The following is a 17,985-nucleotide window of genomic DNA, read 5'->3' as shown; positions in this document are numbered from 1 at the left end:
GGTCAACTCTCGTCGTCGACGACGATCCGCTTCGGATAGACCCGACGAGACTGCAACGGCGAGAACCAGATGTGGCCGAAGTCCACCGTGTCGTCACCGAAATAGGCGAGTTCGAAGACCGGTTCGGGGGTGAGCGCGTCCGGGGCGACCGTCATGTAGCGGCTCGCGGCCCGCACGAAGGACGTCCAGTGGACGAGTTCACCCTCGGTGAGAAAACCGCCCGCGATGGCGCGAGCACCGCCCGGTCCCTCGGTGGCGAGGTACACCTCGCCGAGCCCGGGAGTCACCTGGGGTCCGACCATCGCGCTCTGCAGATACCAGTGCGCGCTGCGGACCACGGCGGCGTGGAATCCGCCGCGTTGCGCGGCGCACCAGGCGTAGTGCAGGTCGAGGGCGTCCATGGCGGTGTCGGCGTCGAAGAACACGTCACGTTCACCGATGTTGGCCGGCAGTTCATCGGTGTGCTCGGTCGGTCGTGCGAGCAGGAAGTAGGCGGGTCGCACGGAGGTGATCGTGTGTGCGAAGTCCTCTCGTCCGTCTGCGCGATCGTCAGTCATATGTCGAGTATCGCCGACTCAACAGGGTCAGCACCTTGATCGCGCCGTCTTTGTCGAGTGGATCGTTACCGTTGCCGCACTTCGGCGACTGCACACACGACGGACACCCGGTCTCGCACCGGCAACTGGCGACGGCATCACGGGTGGCGGCGATCCAGGTGCCGAAGGCCGCGAACCCGCGGTCGGCGAAACCGGCACCACCCATGTAGCCGTCGTAGACGAACACCGTCGGCAGCCCGGTGTCGGGATGCTGGTTCGTCGACAACCCGCCGATGTCCCACCGATCACACGACGCCACGAGAGGCAGTAGTCCGATGGCCGCGTGTTCGGCGGCATGCAGCGCACCGGGGAACCGACCGACCGTGACCCCGACGTCTTCCAGCGCTTCCGGGGTCAGCGTGTACATCACCGCACGAGTGCTCAAGGTCTGTTGAGGCATGTCCAGCTCCACCGAGTCGAGGACCTCGCCGGACAGCAGTGTGCGGAGATAGCCGACGACCTGATGGGTGACGTCGACGTCCACGAGCGCCACCGTCAGGTCCCCACACTCGCGGCGTGCCACGATGTCGGTGATCGTCACGTCGGTGGTCTCGCGCGCCGACGTCGTCCAGTCGGGTTCCTCCGGATGCGCCAGTGCCAGACCGTCCGTCAGATCCAGCTCGTCGACGACATACGACTCGCCCTGATGGATGTGCAGCGCCCCGGGATGGACGGTGGAGGGTGCGCGGCCCGAATCGACGGTGCCGAGCAGCTGGGAGGTCGTGGTGTCGACGATCAGCACCTGCCCGCCGATGCCGCCACGGATGTCGATGTCGGCATGCGGTTCGATGCCCGCGGCCACATACCAGCCGGCCTTGCGTCGTTTCAGCATGCCGTCGGCGGCCAGTTCGGCGACCGCATCGGCGGCGTGCCAGGCCGCGATCTCGCTGTCGCGCAAGGGGAGCTCGGCGGCCGCGCACAGCAGGTGAGGCTTGAGGATGTAGGGGTTGGTCGGGTCGGTCACCGTCGTCTCGACCGGGCGTCCCAGCAGGGCGTCGGGATGGTGGACGAGGTAGGTGTCTAGCGGGTCGTCGCGGGCGACGAGGACGACGAGCGAATCGCCGGAGGTGCGTTGACGTCCGGCGCGGCCGGCTTGCTGCCAGAACGACGCGACGGTCCCCGGGTAGCCGCCGACGATGACCGCGTCCAGCCCGCTGATGTCCACACCGAGTTCGAGTGCGTTGGTGGTGGCCACACCGACCAGGTCGCCGTCGGCGATGGCCCGCTCGAGCTTGCGTCGGTCGTCGGCCAGATAGCCTGCGCGGTAGGCGGCCACCCGATCCGCCAGCTCGGGCGCGGTTTGCGCCAACAGATGCCGCGCCTGACGCGCGGTGAGCTCCACGCCTCGGCGGCTTCGTTGGAAGCAGAGGGTGCGGGCTCCCTCGACGACGAAATCGGCCAGCAGACGCGCCGATTCGGCACCCGCGGACCGCCGGACCGGCGCCCCGTGCTCGCCGGTGACCGCGGGCAGGAAGTCGGGTTCCCACAGCGCGACGGTCCGTTCGCCGCGCGGCGAGGCATCCTCGGTGACGGCCACGGCGGGCTCGCCGATCAAGCGCGTCAACGCTTCCGCCGGTTCGGCCATCGTCGCGCTGGTGCCGATGACGGTCGGATCGCCGCCGGCCGACCGCGCAATCCGCAACAGGCGTTGAAGAACCAGCGCTGTGTGCGAACCGAATACACCGCGGTAATGGTGTGCTTCGTCGACGACGATGTAGCGCAGGTGTCGGAAGAAGTGCCGCCAGCGCGCATGGCCGGACAGGATCCCGATGTGGAGCATGTCCGGGTTGGTGAAGATCCATCGGGAGTGCGCACGGGCCCACTGGCGGATCTCGACGTCGGTGTCACCGTCGTAGGCGCAAGGTTGCAGATGTGTGAACTCGCGTTGAACATCCTCGCCCACGTCCCGAGCCCGCGTCGCGAGTAGCGATGAGACCGAACGGATCTGGTCGGCACCCAGCGCCTTTGTTGGTGAAAGATACAGCGCCGTGGAATTCGGATCCTTCAACAGTGTGGTCAGAATGGGTAACTGATACGCCAGCGATTTCCCGGATGCGGTACCGGTGCAGAGCGCCACGTGGTTTCCGCGATAGGCCAGGTCTGCCGCGGTCATCTGATGCACCCACGGTTTGTCGATCCCGGATTCGACGAACGCGGCCACCAGCGCTGGTGCGGCCCAGTCCGGCCAGTCCACGAAAGACGCTGTCCGCGAGGGGATCACCGACATGTGTGTCAGCGTCGTCGAAGCGGTCTCGGTCCCGGCCATGCTGCGGCGGAGGAGTTCGGACCCGAACGAGGGATTCTGCATTGTTTGGCGACTCACCTGGTCCACGTCGAAGGTCGACATGGGACCTCGATGTTACTTCGATATGTCCTGACGACGAAAATCGCCAGGTTTTCACGCAGGTTGGTTGGGGTGACTATCGCACGGCGTCCGAACGTGATTGACTAGTGGCGGTCGCAGCTTTCGGGAGGCGCCGGGACTTCCGGTGTTTTCCCGAGATCGTGTTGTGACCGTGGTACTGAAGCTGATTTGGCGGGCTCTCCGTGGGGATCTTTCGAGGTATGGCGGTCGGAACCGACCAACGACACGAGACCATCGTGTCGCGTCAGTTGGAATGTATGTAAAGGATTGCAGTAATGGCACAGGGAACTGTGAAGTGGTTCAACGCGGAAAAGGGCTTCGGCTTCATCGCACCTGATGAGGGGTCCGACGACGTGTTCGTCCACTACTCCGAAATCCAGGGCTCGGGATTCCGCACCCTCGAGGAGAACCAGCGGGTCGAGTTCGAGGTCGGCCAGGGAACCAAGGGCCCGCAGGCCACTGGCGTCCGCGCTGTCTAGGAGTCGCCTCCTGCAAGCTGCGAAGCAAGCTTGAGCGAAGTCGCTCCCGGTCACCGACATGGTGGCCGGGAGCGTCTTTTTCTCGGGGCGCGCACGGGCGCTGCGTGCAACCCCGATGGCACGAACACGCAGTAACCTCGGTGTGTGGGCCAGTTGTCGTTCTTCTCGGCGCAGATCGACCAACCTGCGTACGAGGATCTGGCGGGTCTGCTTGCCACGCATGGCCAGGCAGTCCGGTCGGAGTCGGGTACGCGGGTGTCAGTGGTCGTGCCCGATGAGTGGCGCGCACGCGCCCTCGTCGAGGAGATGACCGCTGCCGGCGCGACTGCCGAAGTGGTGATGTCCGACGAGGGCAATCCGATCGCCCGGACCGCCCCGTGTCACGAACTCGACGAGCTGCACCGCCGATGGTCGGCAGGCGCCGTCAAGGCGATGCCGGCCGGCTGGGTGCCGTCACCGCGGGCACTGCGGCTGTGGACCATCGCGGCCGGTGAACGTGAGTCAGACCGTTATCTGCTGGGCCTCGACGCGCACGCGCCCGACACCCACGCGTTGCTCGCGACCGCGTTGATGCGGGTGGGGGTCGCGCCTACGCTGGTCGGCACGCGGGGCCAGTCGCCGGCCCTACGGATCGCCGGCAAGCGCCGTCTGACGCATCTGCTCGAGTATGTCGGGGAACCGCCGACCGAACCGGGCGCGGCCGAGCAGTGGCCCGTGGTCGGTGACTCGATGCACTGACGGGCTCAACACATCTGAATTTCTTCGATACCCCTCTGACCTGCCAATTCTCGGTATCGGTGGCGCAATTTGTCACACTGGGGCTTTGATGGTGGGAATCCGAGTGTGCAGACGACGCTATATATAAGGTACAAACCTCATCGAGTGTCGTGCGGCTGACGAGGATCTCCTCGTCTCGCCCGACACCAGCAGCGAAAGCGAAGTAAGGACGCCCGGTGGCCGATACCAGCACCGCCGCTCCCGCGAACGGGAGCACGACCCGACGATTGGTCATCGTCGAGTCGCCGACCAAGGCCCGCAAGATCGCGGGTTACCTCGGCGCGAACTATGTCGTGGAGTCCTCGCGCGGCCACATCCGCGACCTTCCGCGCGGCGCCGCCGACGTCCCGGCGAAGTACAAGGGCGAATCGTGGGCCCGCCTCGGGGTGAACGTCGACGACAACTTCGAGCCGCTCTACGTGGTCTCCGCGGACAAGAAGTCCACGGTCACCGAACTCAAGTCGCTGATGCGCGACGTCGACGAGCTCTACCTCGCGACGGACGGTGACCGCGAGGGTGAGGCGATCGCCTGGCATCTGCTGGAGACGCTCAAGCCGAAGATCCCGGTCAAGCGGATGGTGTTCCACGAGATCACCGAACCGGCCATCCGGGCTGCTGCCGAGAACCCGCGTGACCTCGACATCGACCTCGTCGACGCCCAGGAGACGCGGCGCATCCTCGACCGGCTCTACGGCTACGAGGTGTCCCCGGTGCTGTGGAAGAAGGTCATGCCGAAGCTGTCGGCGGGCCGCGTCCAGTCGGTGGCCACCCGGATCATCGTCGACCGGGAGCGCGAGCGGATGGCCTTCGTCTCGGCGGAGTACTGGGACATCGCCGCGACCATGGATGTCGGGGCCGAATCCAGCTCGACGCCGCGGACCTTCTCGTCGCGACTCGTCTCGGTGGACGACGCCCGGGTGGCGACGGGCCGCGACTTCGACGCCCGCGGTGCGCTCAAGAAGTCTGACGGCGTGCTGGTCCTCGACGGCGCGCGCGCCACCAGCCTGGCGGCCGCCCTCGACGGCGCCGCCATGACCGTGACCTCGGTCGAGGAGAAGCCGTACACCCGGCGTCCCTACGCGCCGTTCATGACGTCGACGCTGCAGCAGGAAGCCGGCCGCAAGCTCCGGTTCTCCTCCGATCGCACCATGCGGATCGCGCAGCGTCTGTACGAGAACGGTTTCATCACCTACATGCGTACCGACTCGACATCGCTGTCGGAGTCGGCCATCAACGCCGCCCGCGCCCAGGCCCGCGAACTCTACGGGGACTCGTTCGTCCATCCGACGCCGCGTCAGTACAACCGCAAGGTGAAGAACGCGCAGGAGGCGCACGAGGCGATCCGGCCCGCCGGTGAGTCCTTCCGGACACCGGGGCAGGTGGCCAATCAGCTCGAGACCGACGAGTTCCGGCTCTACGAGCTGATCTGGCAGCGCACCGTCGCCTCTCAGATGGCCGACGCCAAGGGCACCACGATGAGCCTGCGGATCTCCGGTGCCGCGACGTCGGGCGAGCAGTGCACCTTCGCCGCGTCGGGCCGCACGATCACCTTCCCGGGCTTCCTGTCGGCCTATGTCGAGACCGTCGACGAGCAGACGGGCGGTCAGGCCGACGACGCCGAGAACCGCCTGCCGAACCTGACCGAGGGCCAGGCGCTGACCGCGACGGAGCTGGCCGCCGACGGGCACTCGACCAACCCGCCGGCCCGGTTCACCGAGGCGTCGCTGGTCAAGGTGCTCGAGGAACTCGGCATCGGCCGGCCGTCGACCTACGCGTCGATCATCGGGACCATCCAGGACCGCGGCTACGTGGTGAAGAAAGGCAATGCGCTGGTCCCGTCGTGGATCGCGTTCGCCGTCGTCGGGTTGCTCGAAGCGTATTTCGAGAATCTCGTCGACTACGACTTCACCGCCTCGCTGGAGGACGATCTCGACCAGATCGCGAGCGGTAACGAGAACCGCACCCGCTGGTTGACCGAGTTCTACTTCGGTGACGGCGCTCCGGACGGACAGCATGACGCCGCGATCGCCGGGTCGGACATCGCCAAGCACGGCGGTCTGAAGAAGCTCGTCGGCGTCAACCTCGAGGAGATCGACGCACGCGAGGTCAATTCGATCCGTCTGTTCGACGACGACGAGGGCCGACCGGTCTTCGTGCGGGTGGGCCGCTATGGGCCGTATCTGGAACGCAACGTCGCGGGTCCGGATGCCGACCCGGATCTGCAGCGGGCCAACCTGCCCGCCGACATCACGCCGGATGAGTTGACGCTCGCGGTCGCGGAGAAGTTGTTCGCGACGCCGCAGGAGGGGCGCTCACTCGGCCACGACCCGGTCACCGGCAACGAGATCGTCGCCAAGGAAGGCCGGTTCGGTCCCTACGTGACCGAGATCCTGCCGTCCGACGACGACGGCGAGGGCAACGGCAATGCGCCCGCGACGGTCCCGGCCGGCCCGACACCGCACGACGGTGGCGGTTCCGCCGCGGACGTCGTGCAGCTCGACGACGCGCCGTCCGGCAACGGCGGAACCGCGACGAAGACCGCCAAGAAGGCGCCCGCGAAGAAGGCCGCCAAGAAGGCCGGGCCGAAGCCGCGCACCGGATCATTGTTCAAGACGATGGACATCTCGACGGTCACTCTCGACGATGCGCTCAAGCTGCTGTCGCTGCCGCGGGTCGTCGGGGTCGACCCGGAGTCGGGTGATGAGATCACCGCGCAGAACGGGCGGTACGGGCCCTACCTGAAGAAGGGCACCGATTCGCGGTCGCTGGCCAACGAGGAACAGCTCTTCGAGATCACTCTCGACGACGCGCTGAAGATCTACTCGGAACCGAAGCGTCGGGGCCGCCAGGCTGCCGCGCCGCCGTTGCGGGAGCTCGGCAACGACTCGGTCAGCGAGCAGCCGATGGTGATCAAGGACGGTCGGTTCGGGCCGTACGTGACCGACGGCGAGACCAACGCCAGCCTGCGCAAGGGCGACGAGGTCGCCTCGATCACGCCGGAACGGGCGATGGAGTTGCTGGCCGACCGGCGGGCACGCGGCCCGGCGAAGAAGCGGACGACCAAGAAGGCCGCCGCGAAGAAGGCGCCGGCCAAGAAGACGGCCGCCAAGAAAACCGCGGCCAAGAAGACGACGGCCAAGAAGACGACCGCGAAGAAGGCTGCCAAGAAGTCGGCGGACTGAACGGTCTCAGGCGCTTGATCGGATCGGTCGGTTTCACACTTGGTCGAATCCGGTCGGTTCTTCAGTACGTGCTCAAACCGCTCGCTTCTTGGTCGGCTCGATCGAATCGGTCGGTTCTTCATGTGCTTGATCGAATCGGTCGGTTTCGCGCGCCTGATCAAATCCGGTCCCTGAGGAACGAGGCGCCAGCCGAGTGTCACGAAGGGCGCCCTTCGTGACACCCCTCCGCTAGCGCTCCGGGGTTCCTCAGGGATCGGTGGTTTCGGTCTGCCGGCGCCCGGACGTGCTCAGGGTTTGGTGGGTTTGGTCTGCTTGCGGCCGGACTTGCTTGGGTGCGGTGAGGTTTGGTCTGCCCGCGCTGCGGGATGTGCGACTCGTTCTTGACCCGCTCCCTGAGGAACGAGGCGCCAGCCGAGTGTCACGAAGGGCGTCAGGCGTCTGCCGGGACCGCGTAGGCGACGTGCACTCGCCCGATGGTGCCGTCGAACGCGAACGGCATCTTGTCCACGTAGGCGCGTGACACGGCGCCGCCGTAGGCACGCCCGATGTCGAGGCAGTCGTTCGCGCTGAACAGTAGCGGCGCGCTGATCGGTACGGTTCCCGACGCCGCCTCGGTGCCGTCGACCCGCAAGGTCACCGCGAGTGGCCCGCCCAGCCTCGGCTCGACGTAGGTGGTCTCGATCTCGATGGTGTGGTCGCCGGCGTCGAGAGGTTTCGGCACGGCGATCGTGGTGCGCTGCACGAGGAACAGGTTGTATTCGTAGGTCAGCACACCGTCGATCAGGAAACAGGTGAGTCCGCCGCCCGCGCCGCCGAGCTTGTACAGCACGCCGTTAGCGCGCTCGCCCATGCTGAGGTCGATCCGGACAGTGTTCGGTCGGTTGCCGAGGGCGGGAGCGCAGAACTCGGGTACACGGACCGTGTCGCCGGTCATCTCCCATTCCGAATACGGTGGGGCGATGCGCTGTTCGGGGTGCATCGTGACCACCCACAGGCCCCCGCCGATCGGGAGGACGTCGTTGCGGGCCGCCTCGATGGCGAACATCTCCTTGAGCTCGGCGAGTTTCTCTGGGTGCTGTTCGGCGAGGTCGTGGGCCTGACTCCAGTCCTCGTCGAGGTGATAGAGCTCCCACCGGTCCTGATCGGGCGTCCATGTCTTGATCCCGGGAGGAGCTCCGGGAACCCAGGGCAGTCGTGGGCCGATCGCCGACGCCATCCACCCGTCGGCGTAGATGGATCGGCTTCCCATGATCTCGAAGTACTGTGTCCGGCGACCTTCTGCGGCCGTCTTGTCGTCGATCGCGTAGGCGAAACTCGTGCCGTCGATCGGGTCCTGCGGGATGCCGTTGACGAGGTCGGGGTGCGAGATGCCGATGATCTCGTAGATCGTCGGCACGAGGTCGATGACATGGGTGAAATGGGTCCGCGGATCCGGGTCCGGGGTGATGCGATCCGGCCACTGGATGACCATCGGGTTGCGGGTGCCGCCGAGATGGGAAGCGAGCAGCTTCATGCCCTGGTACGGGGACGAGCCGGCCCACGCCCACGCGGCGTGGTACTGGTTGTCGGTAGCCGGGGAACCGAGGACGTCGAGGCCGCCGAGTTCGTCGAGCGCGGCGATGTGCTGGTCGACCGTGGTGGGGATCTGGTTCTGCGCGAGGAGTTCGCTGATCGTCCCGTTCTGGCCCTCACCTGATGATCCGTTGTCTCCCCAGATGTAGACGACGACGGTGTTGTCGGTGTAACCGAGCCGGTCAAGCTCGTCGAGCAGCCGGCCCGCCTGCACGTCGGCGTGTTCGCCGAAACCGGCAGCCACCTCCATCAGTCTGCGCTGGAACGGCTTCTGATGCTCGGGGATCTCGTCCCATCCGGCCAGGCTCTCCGGTCGGGCCGTGAGTTCGGCGTCCTGCGGCACCCAGCCGGCCGCCTTCGCGCCCTCGAGTGACCGCTCCCGGTACGCGTCCCACCCGTCGTCGAACTTGCCGGCGTACTTGTCCGCCCACTCCTTCATGATGTGGTGCGGCCCGTGCAGGCATCCGGTAGCCCAGTACATGAAGAATGGCTTGTCGGGCGCGAGCGCCTTGTGATCGCGCAGCCACCCGATGGCGTCGTCGGCGATGTCCTCGCTGAGGTGGTAGCCCTCCTCAGGTGTCTTGGGTGGAAGTACCGATGTGGTGTTGCGGACCAGGTTCGGTTCGTATTGGGATGCCTCTCCGGCGAGGAATCCGTAGAAGTACTCGAAGCCGACCCCGGTCGGCCAATTCTCATAGGGTCCGGCCTTCGTGGTCTCCTCGGCAGGGGTGTTGTGCCACTTGCCCCACGCCGCCGTCGCATATCCGTAGTTGCGGAGAACCTCGGCCATCGTCGCACTGCTCTTGGGAATGTGGCCGGAGTAGCCGTCCCAGTCGTTGGCGAGCTCGGCGATCTGACCGTTGCCGACCCGATGGTGGTTGCGGCCGGTGAGCAGCGATGCCCTCGTCGGCGAACACATCGCCGTCGTGTGGAAGCGGTTGAAACCGATCCCGTTCTCCCGGACACGATCGAGCGTCTCCGTCTGGATGGCGCCGCCGAACGTCGACGGGAGTGCCGGACCGGCGTCGTCGATGAGGATGACCAACACGTTGGGGGCGTCGTCGGGCAGGTGGCGCTCCGGGGGCAGCGGGCTGTAGGTGGACTCCTGCATGGTCCGCCCCGCGATGCTGCCCGACCGCTTCGGCGGGAACGGCAACATCCGCGTGGGCGGCAGCGGATTTCCGATCACCGATCGCGACTCGCTCATTGATCCTCGATCCCACTACCTGGGTTGCGTGAACGTTCCCGAGCGTATGACCTGTCGGCGCCGCTGCAGGCCGTGTCCGTGAGAATTCACGCGATCTGCACGTGCGTGACGCCCCGCAGGGTGCGGAATCCACCGATGTGGAATCGGCGGTGACACAGCGCCGGGCCCGGCTCAGGTTCCCATCGGTTCGAGCAAGGGCCGCGCCAGCAGTGTCTCGATGCCCCGGCCGCGCAGTTCGACGCCCTCGCCGATCTCCCAATGCTCCGATTCGGCCTGCGATGCCAGGAACACGGCGCGAGCCGATCCGAGCACCCGCGTCGGCTCGTCCTTGGCGAGTTCGGTGAGACGAGCGGCCTCGTTCACCGGGTCGCCGATCACGGTGTACTCGAGGCGCTCCTCGGCGCCGATGTGCCCGGCGATCGCCTTGCCGGCGGAGACCCCGATACCGATGTCGGTGTCACCGAGGGTGCGGTACAGCTCGGAACGGAGCTCGCGGGCCGAGGCCAGGGCGCACCCGGCGAAATCCTCGAGATCCAGCGGCGCCCCGAAGATCGCCAACGCCGCGTCACCCTGGAACTTGTTGACGAACCCGCCGTGGCGTCCGACGACGGCCACCACGACCCGAAAGAACTCGTTGAGCAGCTCGACCACCTCGCGCGGCGGACGGTTCACCGCCAGGCGCGTCGACCCGACGATGTCCACGAACAACACCCCGACGTAGCGTTCCTCGCCCCCGAGCTCGGTGCCGGTCTCGATGGCGCGGCGGGCGACGTCCTCGCCGACGTACCGGCCGAACAGGTTGCGCAGCTGCTGCCGCTCGCGCAGGTCGGCGACCATGTCGTTGAAACCGGCTTGCAGCAGGCCGAGGTCACTGCCGTCGTAGATCTTCACGGCGACATTCAGATCGCCGTCACTGACCTTGCTCTGGGCACGGCGCAGTTGCTTGATCGGGTCGTTGATCGCGGCCACGACCCGGACGATCGCGATCACGCTGAACGCCAGCGCCGCGCCCGACATCCACAGGATCGGACGTTGCAGACCGGCCGGATCGGTCTCGATCCAGCCGAGACGCTGCAAGGTGATCAAACCGATGATGACCGCCAACGGCGCGACGACGCTGACCACCCAGAACACGGCGATCCGGGTCGTGACGCTCGGCGCCACCGCGCCGTTCGGATCATTGGCCATTGCCGCCACGGTGATCGGCCGCAGCACCTTCTCGGCCTGCATGTAGGAGAGCACGCACGTCACCAGTGCTCCGATGCCACTGGCCATCGCCACGATGAACGCATTCCGGTGCGACACCGCGAAGTTGACCATCGTGAACAGCACACCGCCGACGACCCAGAGACCCAGGTTGACGACCGACAACACGTAGGGGAGTCGCAGTGCCCGACGCCGAGCCGAGTCGTTGTCCAGCCGGGTACGCCGTCGATGCCAGACGAGGACAGGCAGCGACAACTGGATGCTGAGGAACGCGCCGACCAGCATCGCGACGACCAGATAGATCGCGAAGATGGCCTGATTGAGCGCGGTGATCTCGTCCAGACTGATGGAATCCTGCAGCGGCATGCCGAACCGGAGGAAGGCGAACGTGAACAACGCGCCGACGACGTTTGCCCGCAGCATGTCCAGGGCAAGGATCGGCCACGGTGTGTGTATGAGCCATCGGGCCAGGTGCAGGCCCTTTGACCACCGAGACCGACGTTCAATCACGTAACAACGGTAGCCGCCTGCTTGCAGTTGTTAAACACGCACAGGTCCATCAGCGGTGTCTGAACTGCGCATTACGCTGGCGGTGTGACAAATGTCTTCGATCGTCTGACCGGGCAGGTCGCAGTGGCCGACGAGCTCGCCTCGGCCGCCCGATCCGCCCGCGGTGTCGCCGCACGCCTCGACGAAGGCGCCGCCGGCGCGATCTCGATGTTCGCCGATGGTGCCGATTCCGATCTGCCGGGTGCCGTCGGCGACGTCTACGACGGTGCATCCCGGGCGGCGATGACCCATGCGTGGCTGTTCACCGGGCCGCCGGGCAGTGGGCGGTCGGTGGCCGCGACCTGCTTCGCGGCGGCGCTGCAGTGCCAGTCCGAGAACGAGGTGGGGTGCGGGGAATGTCGTGCCTGCGTCACGGTGATGGCGCAGACCCACGCCGACGTGCGACACGTGGTCCCGCAGGGACTGAGTCTGTCGGTGTTCGAGGCCCGTGACGTCGTGCAGGCCGCGGCGCGGCGGCCGGGGACCGGGCGGTGGCAGATCGTCATCGTCGAGGACGCCGACCGGCTCACCGAGCAGGCCGCGAACGCGCTGCTCAAGGCTGTCGAGGAACCTCCGTCGCGCACGGTGTTCCTGTTGTGTGCGCCGTCGGTCGATCCGGAGGACATCTCCGTCACCCTGCGATCTCGCTGCCGCCACATCGCGCTGGCCACCCCGTCGGTCGCGGACATCGAACGGGTGCTGGTGGCGCGCGACGGTATCGACCCCACACGAGCGGCCTGGGCGGCCGGGGTCTGCGGCGGTCACATCGGGCGTGCCAAGCGCCTGGCCACCGACGACGATGCGCGCGCCCAGCGGGAGAAGGCACTCGGTCTGGCCCGGGCGGCGACCCGTGATTCGACGGCCTATGCAGCCGCGGAAGCGTTGGTCCGGTCCGCCGAGGACGCGGCCAGGGCGATCAGCTCCGAACTCGACGAGTCCGAGACCGAAGAGATGAAGACGGCGTTGGGTGCCGGTGGCACCGGCAAGGGCACCGCCCGCCCCCCGCGCGGCACCGCCGGCGCGCTCAAGGAGTTGGAGAAGCGGCAGAAGTCGCGGGCCACTCGGGTCTCGCGCGATGTGCTCGACCGGGCGCTCGTCGATCTGGCCGCGTTGTTCCGCGATGCACTGGTGATCGCGGTCGGGGCGCAGGTGAGGCCGATGCACCCCGACAAGGCCGACGACATCGCCGTCCCGATGGCCGCGTACGCCACCCCGGAACAGTTGTTGCGCTGTGTGGAGGCTGTTCTGGAATGCCGCACCGCGCTCGACGTGAACGTGAAACCCAAGTTCGCCGTCGACGCGATGGTGGCGACCATCAACCTGGCGATGCGTGCGGCCTGACTGGAGACGCGATCTGGGGAAGCTCCACCGCTCGCTGAAAGCGAGGCGGTAGCCGAGTGTCACGAAGGGCCCTTCGTGACGCATCCTCGCAGGCTCGGAGGCTCCTCAGGGATCGGGGGTGACGCTCGCAGGCTCGGAGGCTCCTCAGGGAGCGGGGATTGGGCTGCGATCGGGTGAACCGTCTACCCGGTCCCTGAGGAACGAGGCGGTAGCCGAGTGTCACGAAGGGGCCCTTCGTGACGCGTCCTCGCAGGCTCGGAGGCTCCTCAGGGATCGGGGGTGACGCATCCGCGGATCGGGGGAGTGTTGCCCGCGCTGGCGACCTCTCCCGCTGATCGAGTAGCCCGGAGCGCCAGCGGAGGGCGTATCGAGATCTCCGCCAGGGGGTTTCGATACGCGACGCACTCCGTTCGCTGCTACTCGACCCGCGGGAACCGCGGCGCCCGCAGATCAGGTCAGCGGGCCGGTCGGCAGTTGCCGTCGCACCAGCTTTCCGGTGGGGTTGCGGGGCAGTTCGTCGAGGAACACCACGTCGCGCGGCACCTTGTAACGGGCGAGATTCGACTTGACATGCGCCTTGATGTCGTCGACCTGGGGGTCGGCGCCGGGCTTGCGGACGATGAACGCGCGCAACCGGGTACCGAACTCGTCGTCATCGACACCGACGACGGCCACATCGGCGACGTCCGCGTGCTCAGCGAGCAGGTTCTCCACTTCCAGCGGATAGACGTTCTCGCCGCCCGACACGATCATGTCGTCGTCGCGGCCCTCGATGAACATCAGACCGTTCTCGTCGAAGCGGGCCATGTCACCGGTCGACATGTAGCCGTCGATGATCTGCTTATTACGACCGTCGGTGTAGCCCTCGAAGGGCGCACCGTTCTTCACGAAGAGGCGTCCGCGCACGTTGGTGTCGGTGATCCGCTGGTCGTTCTCGTCGAAGAGCGCCAGGTGGCTGCTGACCGGGGCCCGGCCGACGGTGCCGGGGGCCTGGCGCAGTTCGTGCGGCTGCGCGATCGATGCGATGGCGACCTCGGTGGACCCGTACATGTTGTAGAGGACATCGCCGAACGCGTCCTGCACCGCCTCGGACAGCGTGGGGGACAGGGCCGAACCGGCGATGATGATGATCTTCAGCGAGGACAGGTCGTAACGCTTGATGATGTCGGGGCCGAGCGCCACCATCCGGTGCAGCATCGTCGGAACCGCGACGAGCACGTCGGCCCGGTTGTCGGCGATCGCGGCGAGCGTCTTCTCGGCGTCGAAACGGCGCATCACGACCGTCTTGTTCCCCAACGCCGTGCACACACCCCACAGGGCAAACCCGGTCGAGTGGAAGATCGGCGACACGATCACCGCCGCACCGTGTTGCGGGATGGGTACCCGATCGAGGAGCAGGGCGCTGGTGAACGGAGAGAACTTCCCGCGCTGGGCGCCCTTCGGCAGCCCGGTGGTGCCGCTGGTCAGGATGACCAGACCGCCGATCTCCTTCGGCTCGGGCGGTGAGCTGGTGTCGCCGGTCGCGACGATGTCGTCGAGGGTCGTGACCCCGTCGGGAATCGGGCGGTCGCCGTCGACCCAGGTCAGGTAGCGGGGGAGGTCGGCGGGCAGACCGTCGAGGAGGTCGATGAACTCCTCGTCGTAGAGCATCGCCTTCACGTTCTCGCGTTCAGCCACCTCGGCGAATTGTGTCTTGCCGAAGCCGGTGTTCATCATCGCGAGGCGGACCCCGGCCAGGCCCGAGGCGATCAGGACGGTCAGCAGGCCGCGATGGTCGCGGGCGAGCACCCCGACGACGTCGCCGGGGGTGAGACCCGAGGCGAGCAGCTCGTTCGCGAGCGCGTTGGAGTTGCGATGCAGTTCGGCGAAGGTGAGGGTTCCGCGTTCGTCGGTCAGGGCGGGCGCGTCGGGGTACTCCTCGGCGCCGTGCAGGATGATCGTCGCGGGCGCCCCGAGGGTCTTGCTCCGCTTGACAGAGGTGAGCAACTCGCGGGGCCGGCCGAAGTTCAGCGCCCCGGACCGCTGGAGAACGCGTACAGCCCCGACCGTGTCGGAGAGTGTTTGAAGATGATCGCGGATCGATGGCATTAGCGCCAAGACCTCCCTGCCGTGTCGCACATCACTGATACCGCAGCCACTCTATGCCATGTGACAATCGACGTGTTCAGAATAGCGGCGAGCTGCGAGCGAGCCATCGGCGCTCACCCGGCCGAGGCGGGCGCCGTCACCGATCATTGAAATGCGGTCAGTGATAATTAATCGGTAATGAGCCAGCAACACCCGGCTCCTAACGTCACCCTTCATGACTGCCGACACACGGCCGCCGGGTACCGGCATCGATGTCACCGATCTGACGAAGACCTTCACGACACGGTCGTTGCGCGGGGGCTCCAGCGTCACCGCGCTGGACAACATCTCCCTCGCCACCTCCGAGGGTGCATTCCTGTCGCTGCTGGGCCCGTCCGGATGCGGTAAGTCCACGGTGCTGCGGATTCTGGCCGGGCTGGAGGAGCCGACGTCGGGTACCGCACTGATGAACGGACAGTCGCCGGCGGAGCTGCAGCGCAATCACGAACTCGGCATCGCCTTCCAGGACTCGGCATTGCTGCCGTGGCGGTCGGTGGAGGCGAACATCAAGCTGCCGTTGCAGGTCGGACGGTTGCCGGTGGACGACGATCTCGTCGCCGATCTGATCGAGCTCGTCGGCCTCACCGGATTCGAGAAGAGCAAGCCCGCAACGCTGTCCGGCGGTATGCGTCAACGCGTCTCGATCGCCCGTGCGCTGGTGGTGAAGCCGACCACGCTGCTGCTCGACGAACCGTTCGGCGCACTCGACGACATGACCCGGCAGCGGCTCAACATCGAACTGCTGCGGATCTGGACCGAGAAGCCGGCCACCACCCTGATGGTGACCCACGGGATCGCCGAGGCGGTGTTCCTGTCCGACGTTGTCGCGGTGATGAGTCCCCGCCCGGGCCGGGTCATCGAGATGGTGACGATCGATCTGCCGCGGCCACGGGTGCCCGAGATGATGCGCACCCCCGAGTTCCACGCCATCCACGATCATCTGTCCGGGCTGTTGTTCGGCGGGGGAACCGGCGGCGACGGTCGGCCGATGGCGGAGGCCACCAGTGGGTGAATCCGGTAAGCCGAACCGGTGGTACGCCGGGCTGATCGGACTCGCCGGATTGGTCCTGCTGTGGTGGATCGCGGGCGCGCTGCACTGGTTTCACGGCACGATCCCGACGCCCGGCGCGGTGCTCTCGACCATGGCCGACACCGGGATGTCGTTCTACGTCCAGAACTTCTCGTCGACGGTCGAACTCGCGGCGCGCGGGTTCCTGTGGGGCAACGGTCTGGCCATCGCGCTGGCCGTCCTGGTGGTACTGATCCCGCCGGTCGAAGGACTCGCCACCCAGCTCGCGATCATCTCGTACTGCACACCCATCATCGCGGTCGCGCCGATCATCCAGGTCGCGTTCGCGCAGGTCCAGACGATGATCGTCTTCCTGGCCGCGATCTCGGTCTTCTTCACCACCATGATCGGGACACTCAGCGGGCTGCGCTCACCGCATCAGGGCAGCCTCGACCTCGTCAAGGTGTACGGCGGCGGTCGGCTGGCCCAACTGTGGCGCGTCCGGTCCGTGTCGGCGCTGCCCAACACCCTGGCCGCGGTGAAGATCGCCGCGCCCGCAGCCGTACTCGGTGCGGTGCTCGGCGAGTTCCTCGCCATGCCCGACCAGGGAGCCGGGCCGGCCATGATCGTCGCGCAGCAGCGCGGCGACATCCCCGAGGTGTGGGCGATCGCCCTGATCAGCGGTGCCATCGCGGGCGTCGCCTACGCGATCATCAGCGTGCTGGCGCGATTCGCGACACGGTGGTCGTCGGGAATGGCGGTGCTGCGGTGACCGCAACCGGGCTGTGGAGCATCGCCCGATTCCTCGGGTCGCTGTTGTTGTCGTTCGTCCTGATCCTCGTGATCTGGTGGCTGTTCCTGCTTGCCTTCCCCGACATCGGTCCCATCATCGGTCGCACGCCGGTGGACGTGTTCGACTACCTGTTCACCGCGCCCGACGCGGCGCAGGCGCGCGCCGAGATCCTGGACAACCTCTGGATCACCTTGAAAGACGCGGCGATCGGGTTCGTCGTGGGTATGACGGCGGCGATCCTGACGGCGGCTGCGTTCGTCCTGTCGCGCCCCGCGGCACAGACGTTCATGCCGATCGCGATGCTCCTGCGGTCGGTGCCGCTGGTCGCGATGACACCGCTCATCACACTGATCGTCGGGCGCGGCGCGGCAGTCGTCGCGATCATGGGCGGCATCGTGGTGTTCTTCCCCGCGCTGGTGATGATCATGACCGGACTGGCCAACGCGCCGCGACAGATCAACGACGTGATCACCGTCTACGGCGGCAGTTCGGTCACCGCGCTGCGCATGGCCGCGATTCCGGCGGCGGTGCCGTCGCTGTTCAGCGCGGCGAAGGTGTCGGTGCCCGGGGCGTTGGTCGGCGCGACCGTCGCGGAATGGCTGGGTACCAACAAGGGGCTGGGGGCGACTCTGCAGCAAGCACTTCCGGCCGCCGCCTACGACGAATTGTGGGCATCTGTCCTCGTCATCACCGTGGCGTCGATCGTCATCTACGCGGTCGTCGGTGTGGCGGAGACGGTCGTTCTGACACGAATGGGTATGCAGCAGAACTGATTCTCCGGA

General features: G+C 66.8%; 12 protein-coding genes. 7 read left to right on the top strand and 5 right to left on the bottom strand.

Annotation, left to right across the window (positions count from 1 at the left end; all coding sequences use genetic code 11):
• Nucleotides 1–2 precede the first annotated feature (2 nt).
• Complete coding sequence (locus ACVT6V_RS01025; RefSeq protein WP_489897969.1) at nt 3–557, bottom strand: hypothetical protein; 555 nt, start codon at nt 555–557, stop codon at nt 3–5.
• A complete protein-coding gene (locus ACVT6V_RS01020) occupies nt 550–2,904 on the bottom strand; it encodes a DEAD/DEAH box helicase (protein WP_489900667.1) in 2,355 nt (784 codons plus the stop codon). The genes ACVT6V_RS01025 and ACVT6V_RS01020 overlap by 8 nt, the downstream gene beginning before the upstream one ends.
• 332 nt (nt 2,905–3,236) lie before the next feature.
• Between ACVT6V_RS01020 and ACVT6V_RS01015 the strand changes: the two genes are divergently transcribed.
• The 3 genes from ACVT6V_RS01015 (at nt 3,237) to topA (ending at nt 7,399) form a co-directional block, all read left to right on the top strand.
• A complete protein-coding gene (locus ACVT6V_RS01015; RefSeq protein ID WP_004022110.1) occupies nt 3,237–3,440 on the top strand; it encodes a cold-shock protein in 204 nt (67 codons plus the stop codon).
• 144 nt (nt 3,441–3,584) lie between these two features.
• On the top strand, nt 3,585–4,178 hold the full coding sequence (locus tag ACVT6V_RS01010) for a hypothetical protein (protein WP_489897968.1): 594 nt from the start codon (nt 3,585–3,587) through the stop codon (nt 4,176–4,178).
• Between the two features lie 215 nt (nt 4,179–4,393).
• Nucleotides 4,394–7,399 carry a type I DNA topoisomerase gene (gene topA / locus ACVT6V_RS01005; RefSeq protein WP_489897967.1) on the top strand — a complete coding sequence of 1,002 codons (3,006 nt, stop codon included), beginning with the start codon at nt 4,394–4,396 and terminating at the stop codon, nt 7,397–7,399.
• 430 nt (nt 7,400–7,829) lie between these two features.
• Here the strand turns inward: topA and ACVT6V_RS01000 are convergent, their stop codons facing one another.
• The gene (locus ACVT6V_RS01000; protein ID WP_489897966.1) at nt 7,830–10,178 is read right to left on the bottom strand and encodes an arylsulfatase; all 2,349 of its coding nucleotides are present in this window, start codon (nt 10,176–10,178) and stop codon (nt 7,830–7,832) included.
• Between the two features lie 171 nt (nt 10,179–10,349).
• Nucleotides 10,350–11,807, bottom strand: coding sequence for an adenylate/guanylate cyclase domain-containing protein (locus tag ACVT6V_RS00995; protein ID WP_489900666.1), 1,458 nt, complete (start codon nt 11,805–11,807; stop codon nt 10,350–10,352).
• 171 nt (nt 11,808–11,978) lie between these two features.
• On the opposite strand from ACVT6V_RS00995, the gene ACVT6V_RS00990 reads away from it, so the two are divergent.
• Complete coding sequence (locus ACVT6V_RS00990) at nt 11,979–13,274, top strand: DNA polymerase III subunit delta' (protein WP_489897965.1); 1,296 nt, start codon at nt 11,979–11,981, stop codon at nt 13,272–13,274.
• A 450-nt stretch (nt 13,275–13,724) separates the two neighbouring features.
• Here the strand turns inward: ACVT6V_RS00990 and ACVT6V_RS00985 are convergent, their stop codons facing one another.
• On the bottom strand, nt 13,725–15,362 hold the full coding sequence (locus ACVT6V_RS00985) for an acyl-CoA synthetase (RefSeq protein WP_489897964.1): 1,638 nt from the start codon (nt 15,360–15,362) through the stop codon (nt 13,725–13,727).
• Nucleotides 15,363–15,576: 214 nt separating this feature from the next.
• Here ACVT6V_RS00985 and ACVT6V_RS00980 point away from each other — a divergent pair, with 214 nt between their 5' ends.
• The 3 genes from ACVT6V_RS00980 to ACVT6V_RS00970 are packed head-to-tail and all read left to right on the top strand — an operon-like array spanning nt 15,577 to nt 17,976.
• On the top strand, nt 15,577–16,413 hold the full coding sequence (locus tag ACVT6V_RS00980) for an ABC transporter ATP-binding protein (protein ID WP_489897963.1): 837 nt from the start codon (nt 15,577–15,579) through the stop codon (nt 16,411–16,413).
• Nucleotides 16,406–17,182, top strand: coding sequence for an ABC transporter permease (locus ACVT6V_RS00975; RefSeq protein WP_489897962.1), 777 nt, complete (start codon nt 16,406–16,408; stop codon nt 17,180–17,182). Before ACVT6V_RS00980 ends, ACVT6V_RS00975 begins: the two co-directional genes overlap by 8 nt.
• The gene (locus ACVT6V_RS00970; protein WP_489897960.1) at nt 17,179–17,976 is read left to right on the top strand and encodes an ABC transporter permease; all 798 of its coding nucleotides are present in this window, start codon (nt 17,179–17,181) and stop codon (nt 17,974–17,976) included. The genes ACVT6V_RS00975 and ACVT6V_RS00970 overlap by 4 nt, the downstream gene beginning before the upstream one ends.
• Nucleotides 17,977–17,985: the final 9 nt, after the last annotated feature.

The sequence above is a fragment of the Gordonia sp. LMA167 genome, assembly GCF_058130025.1.
This window is presented reverse-complemented; position numbering and strand designations above follow the sequence as displayed.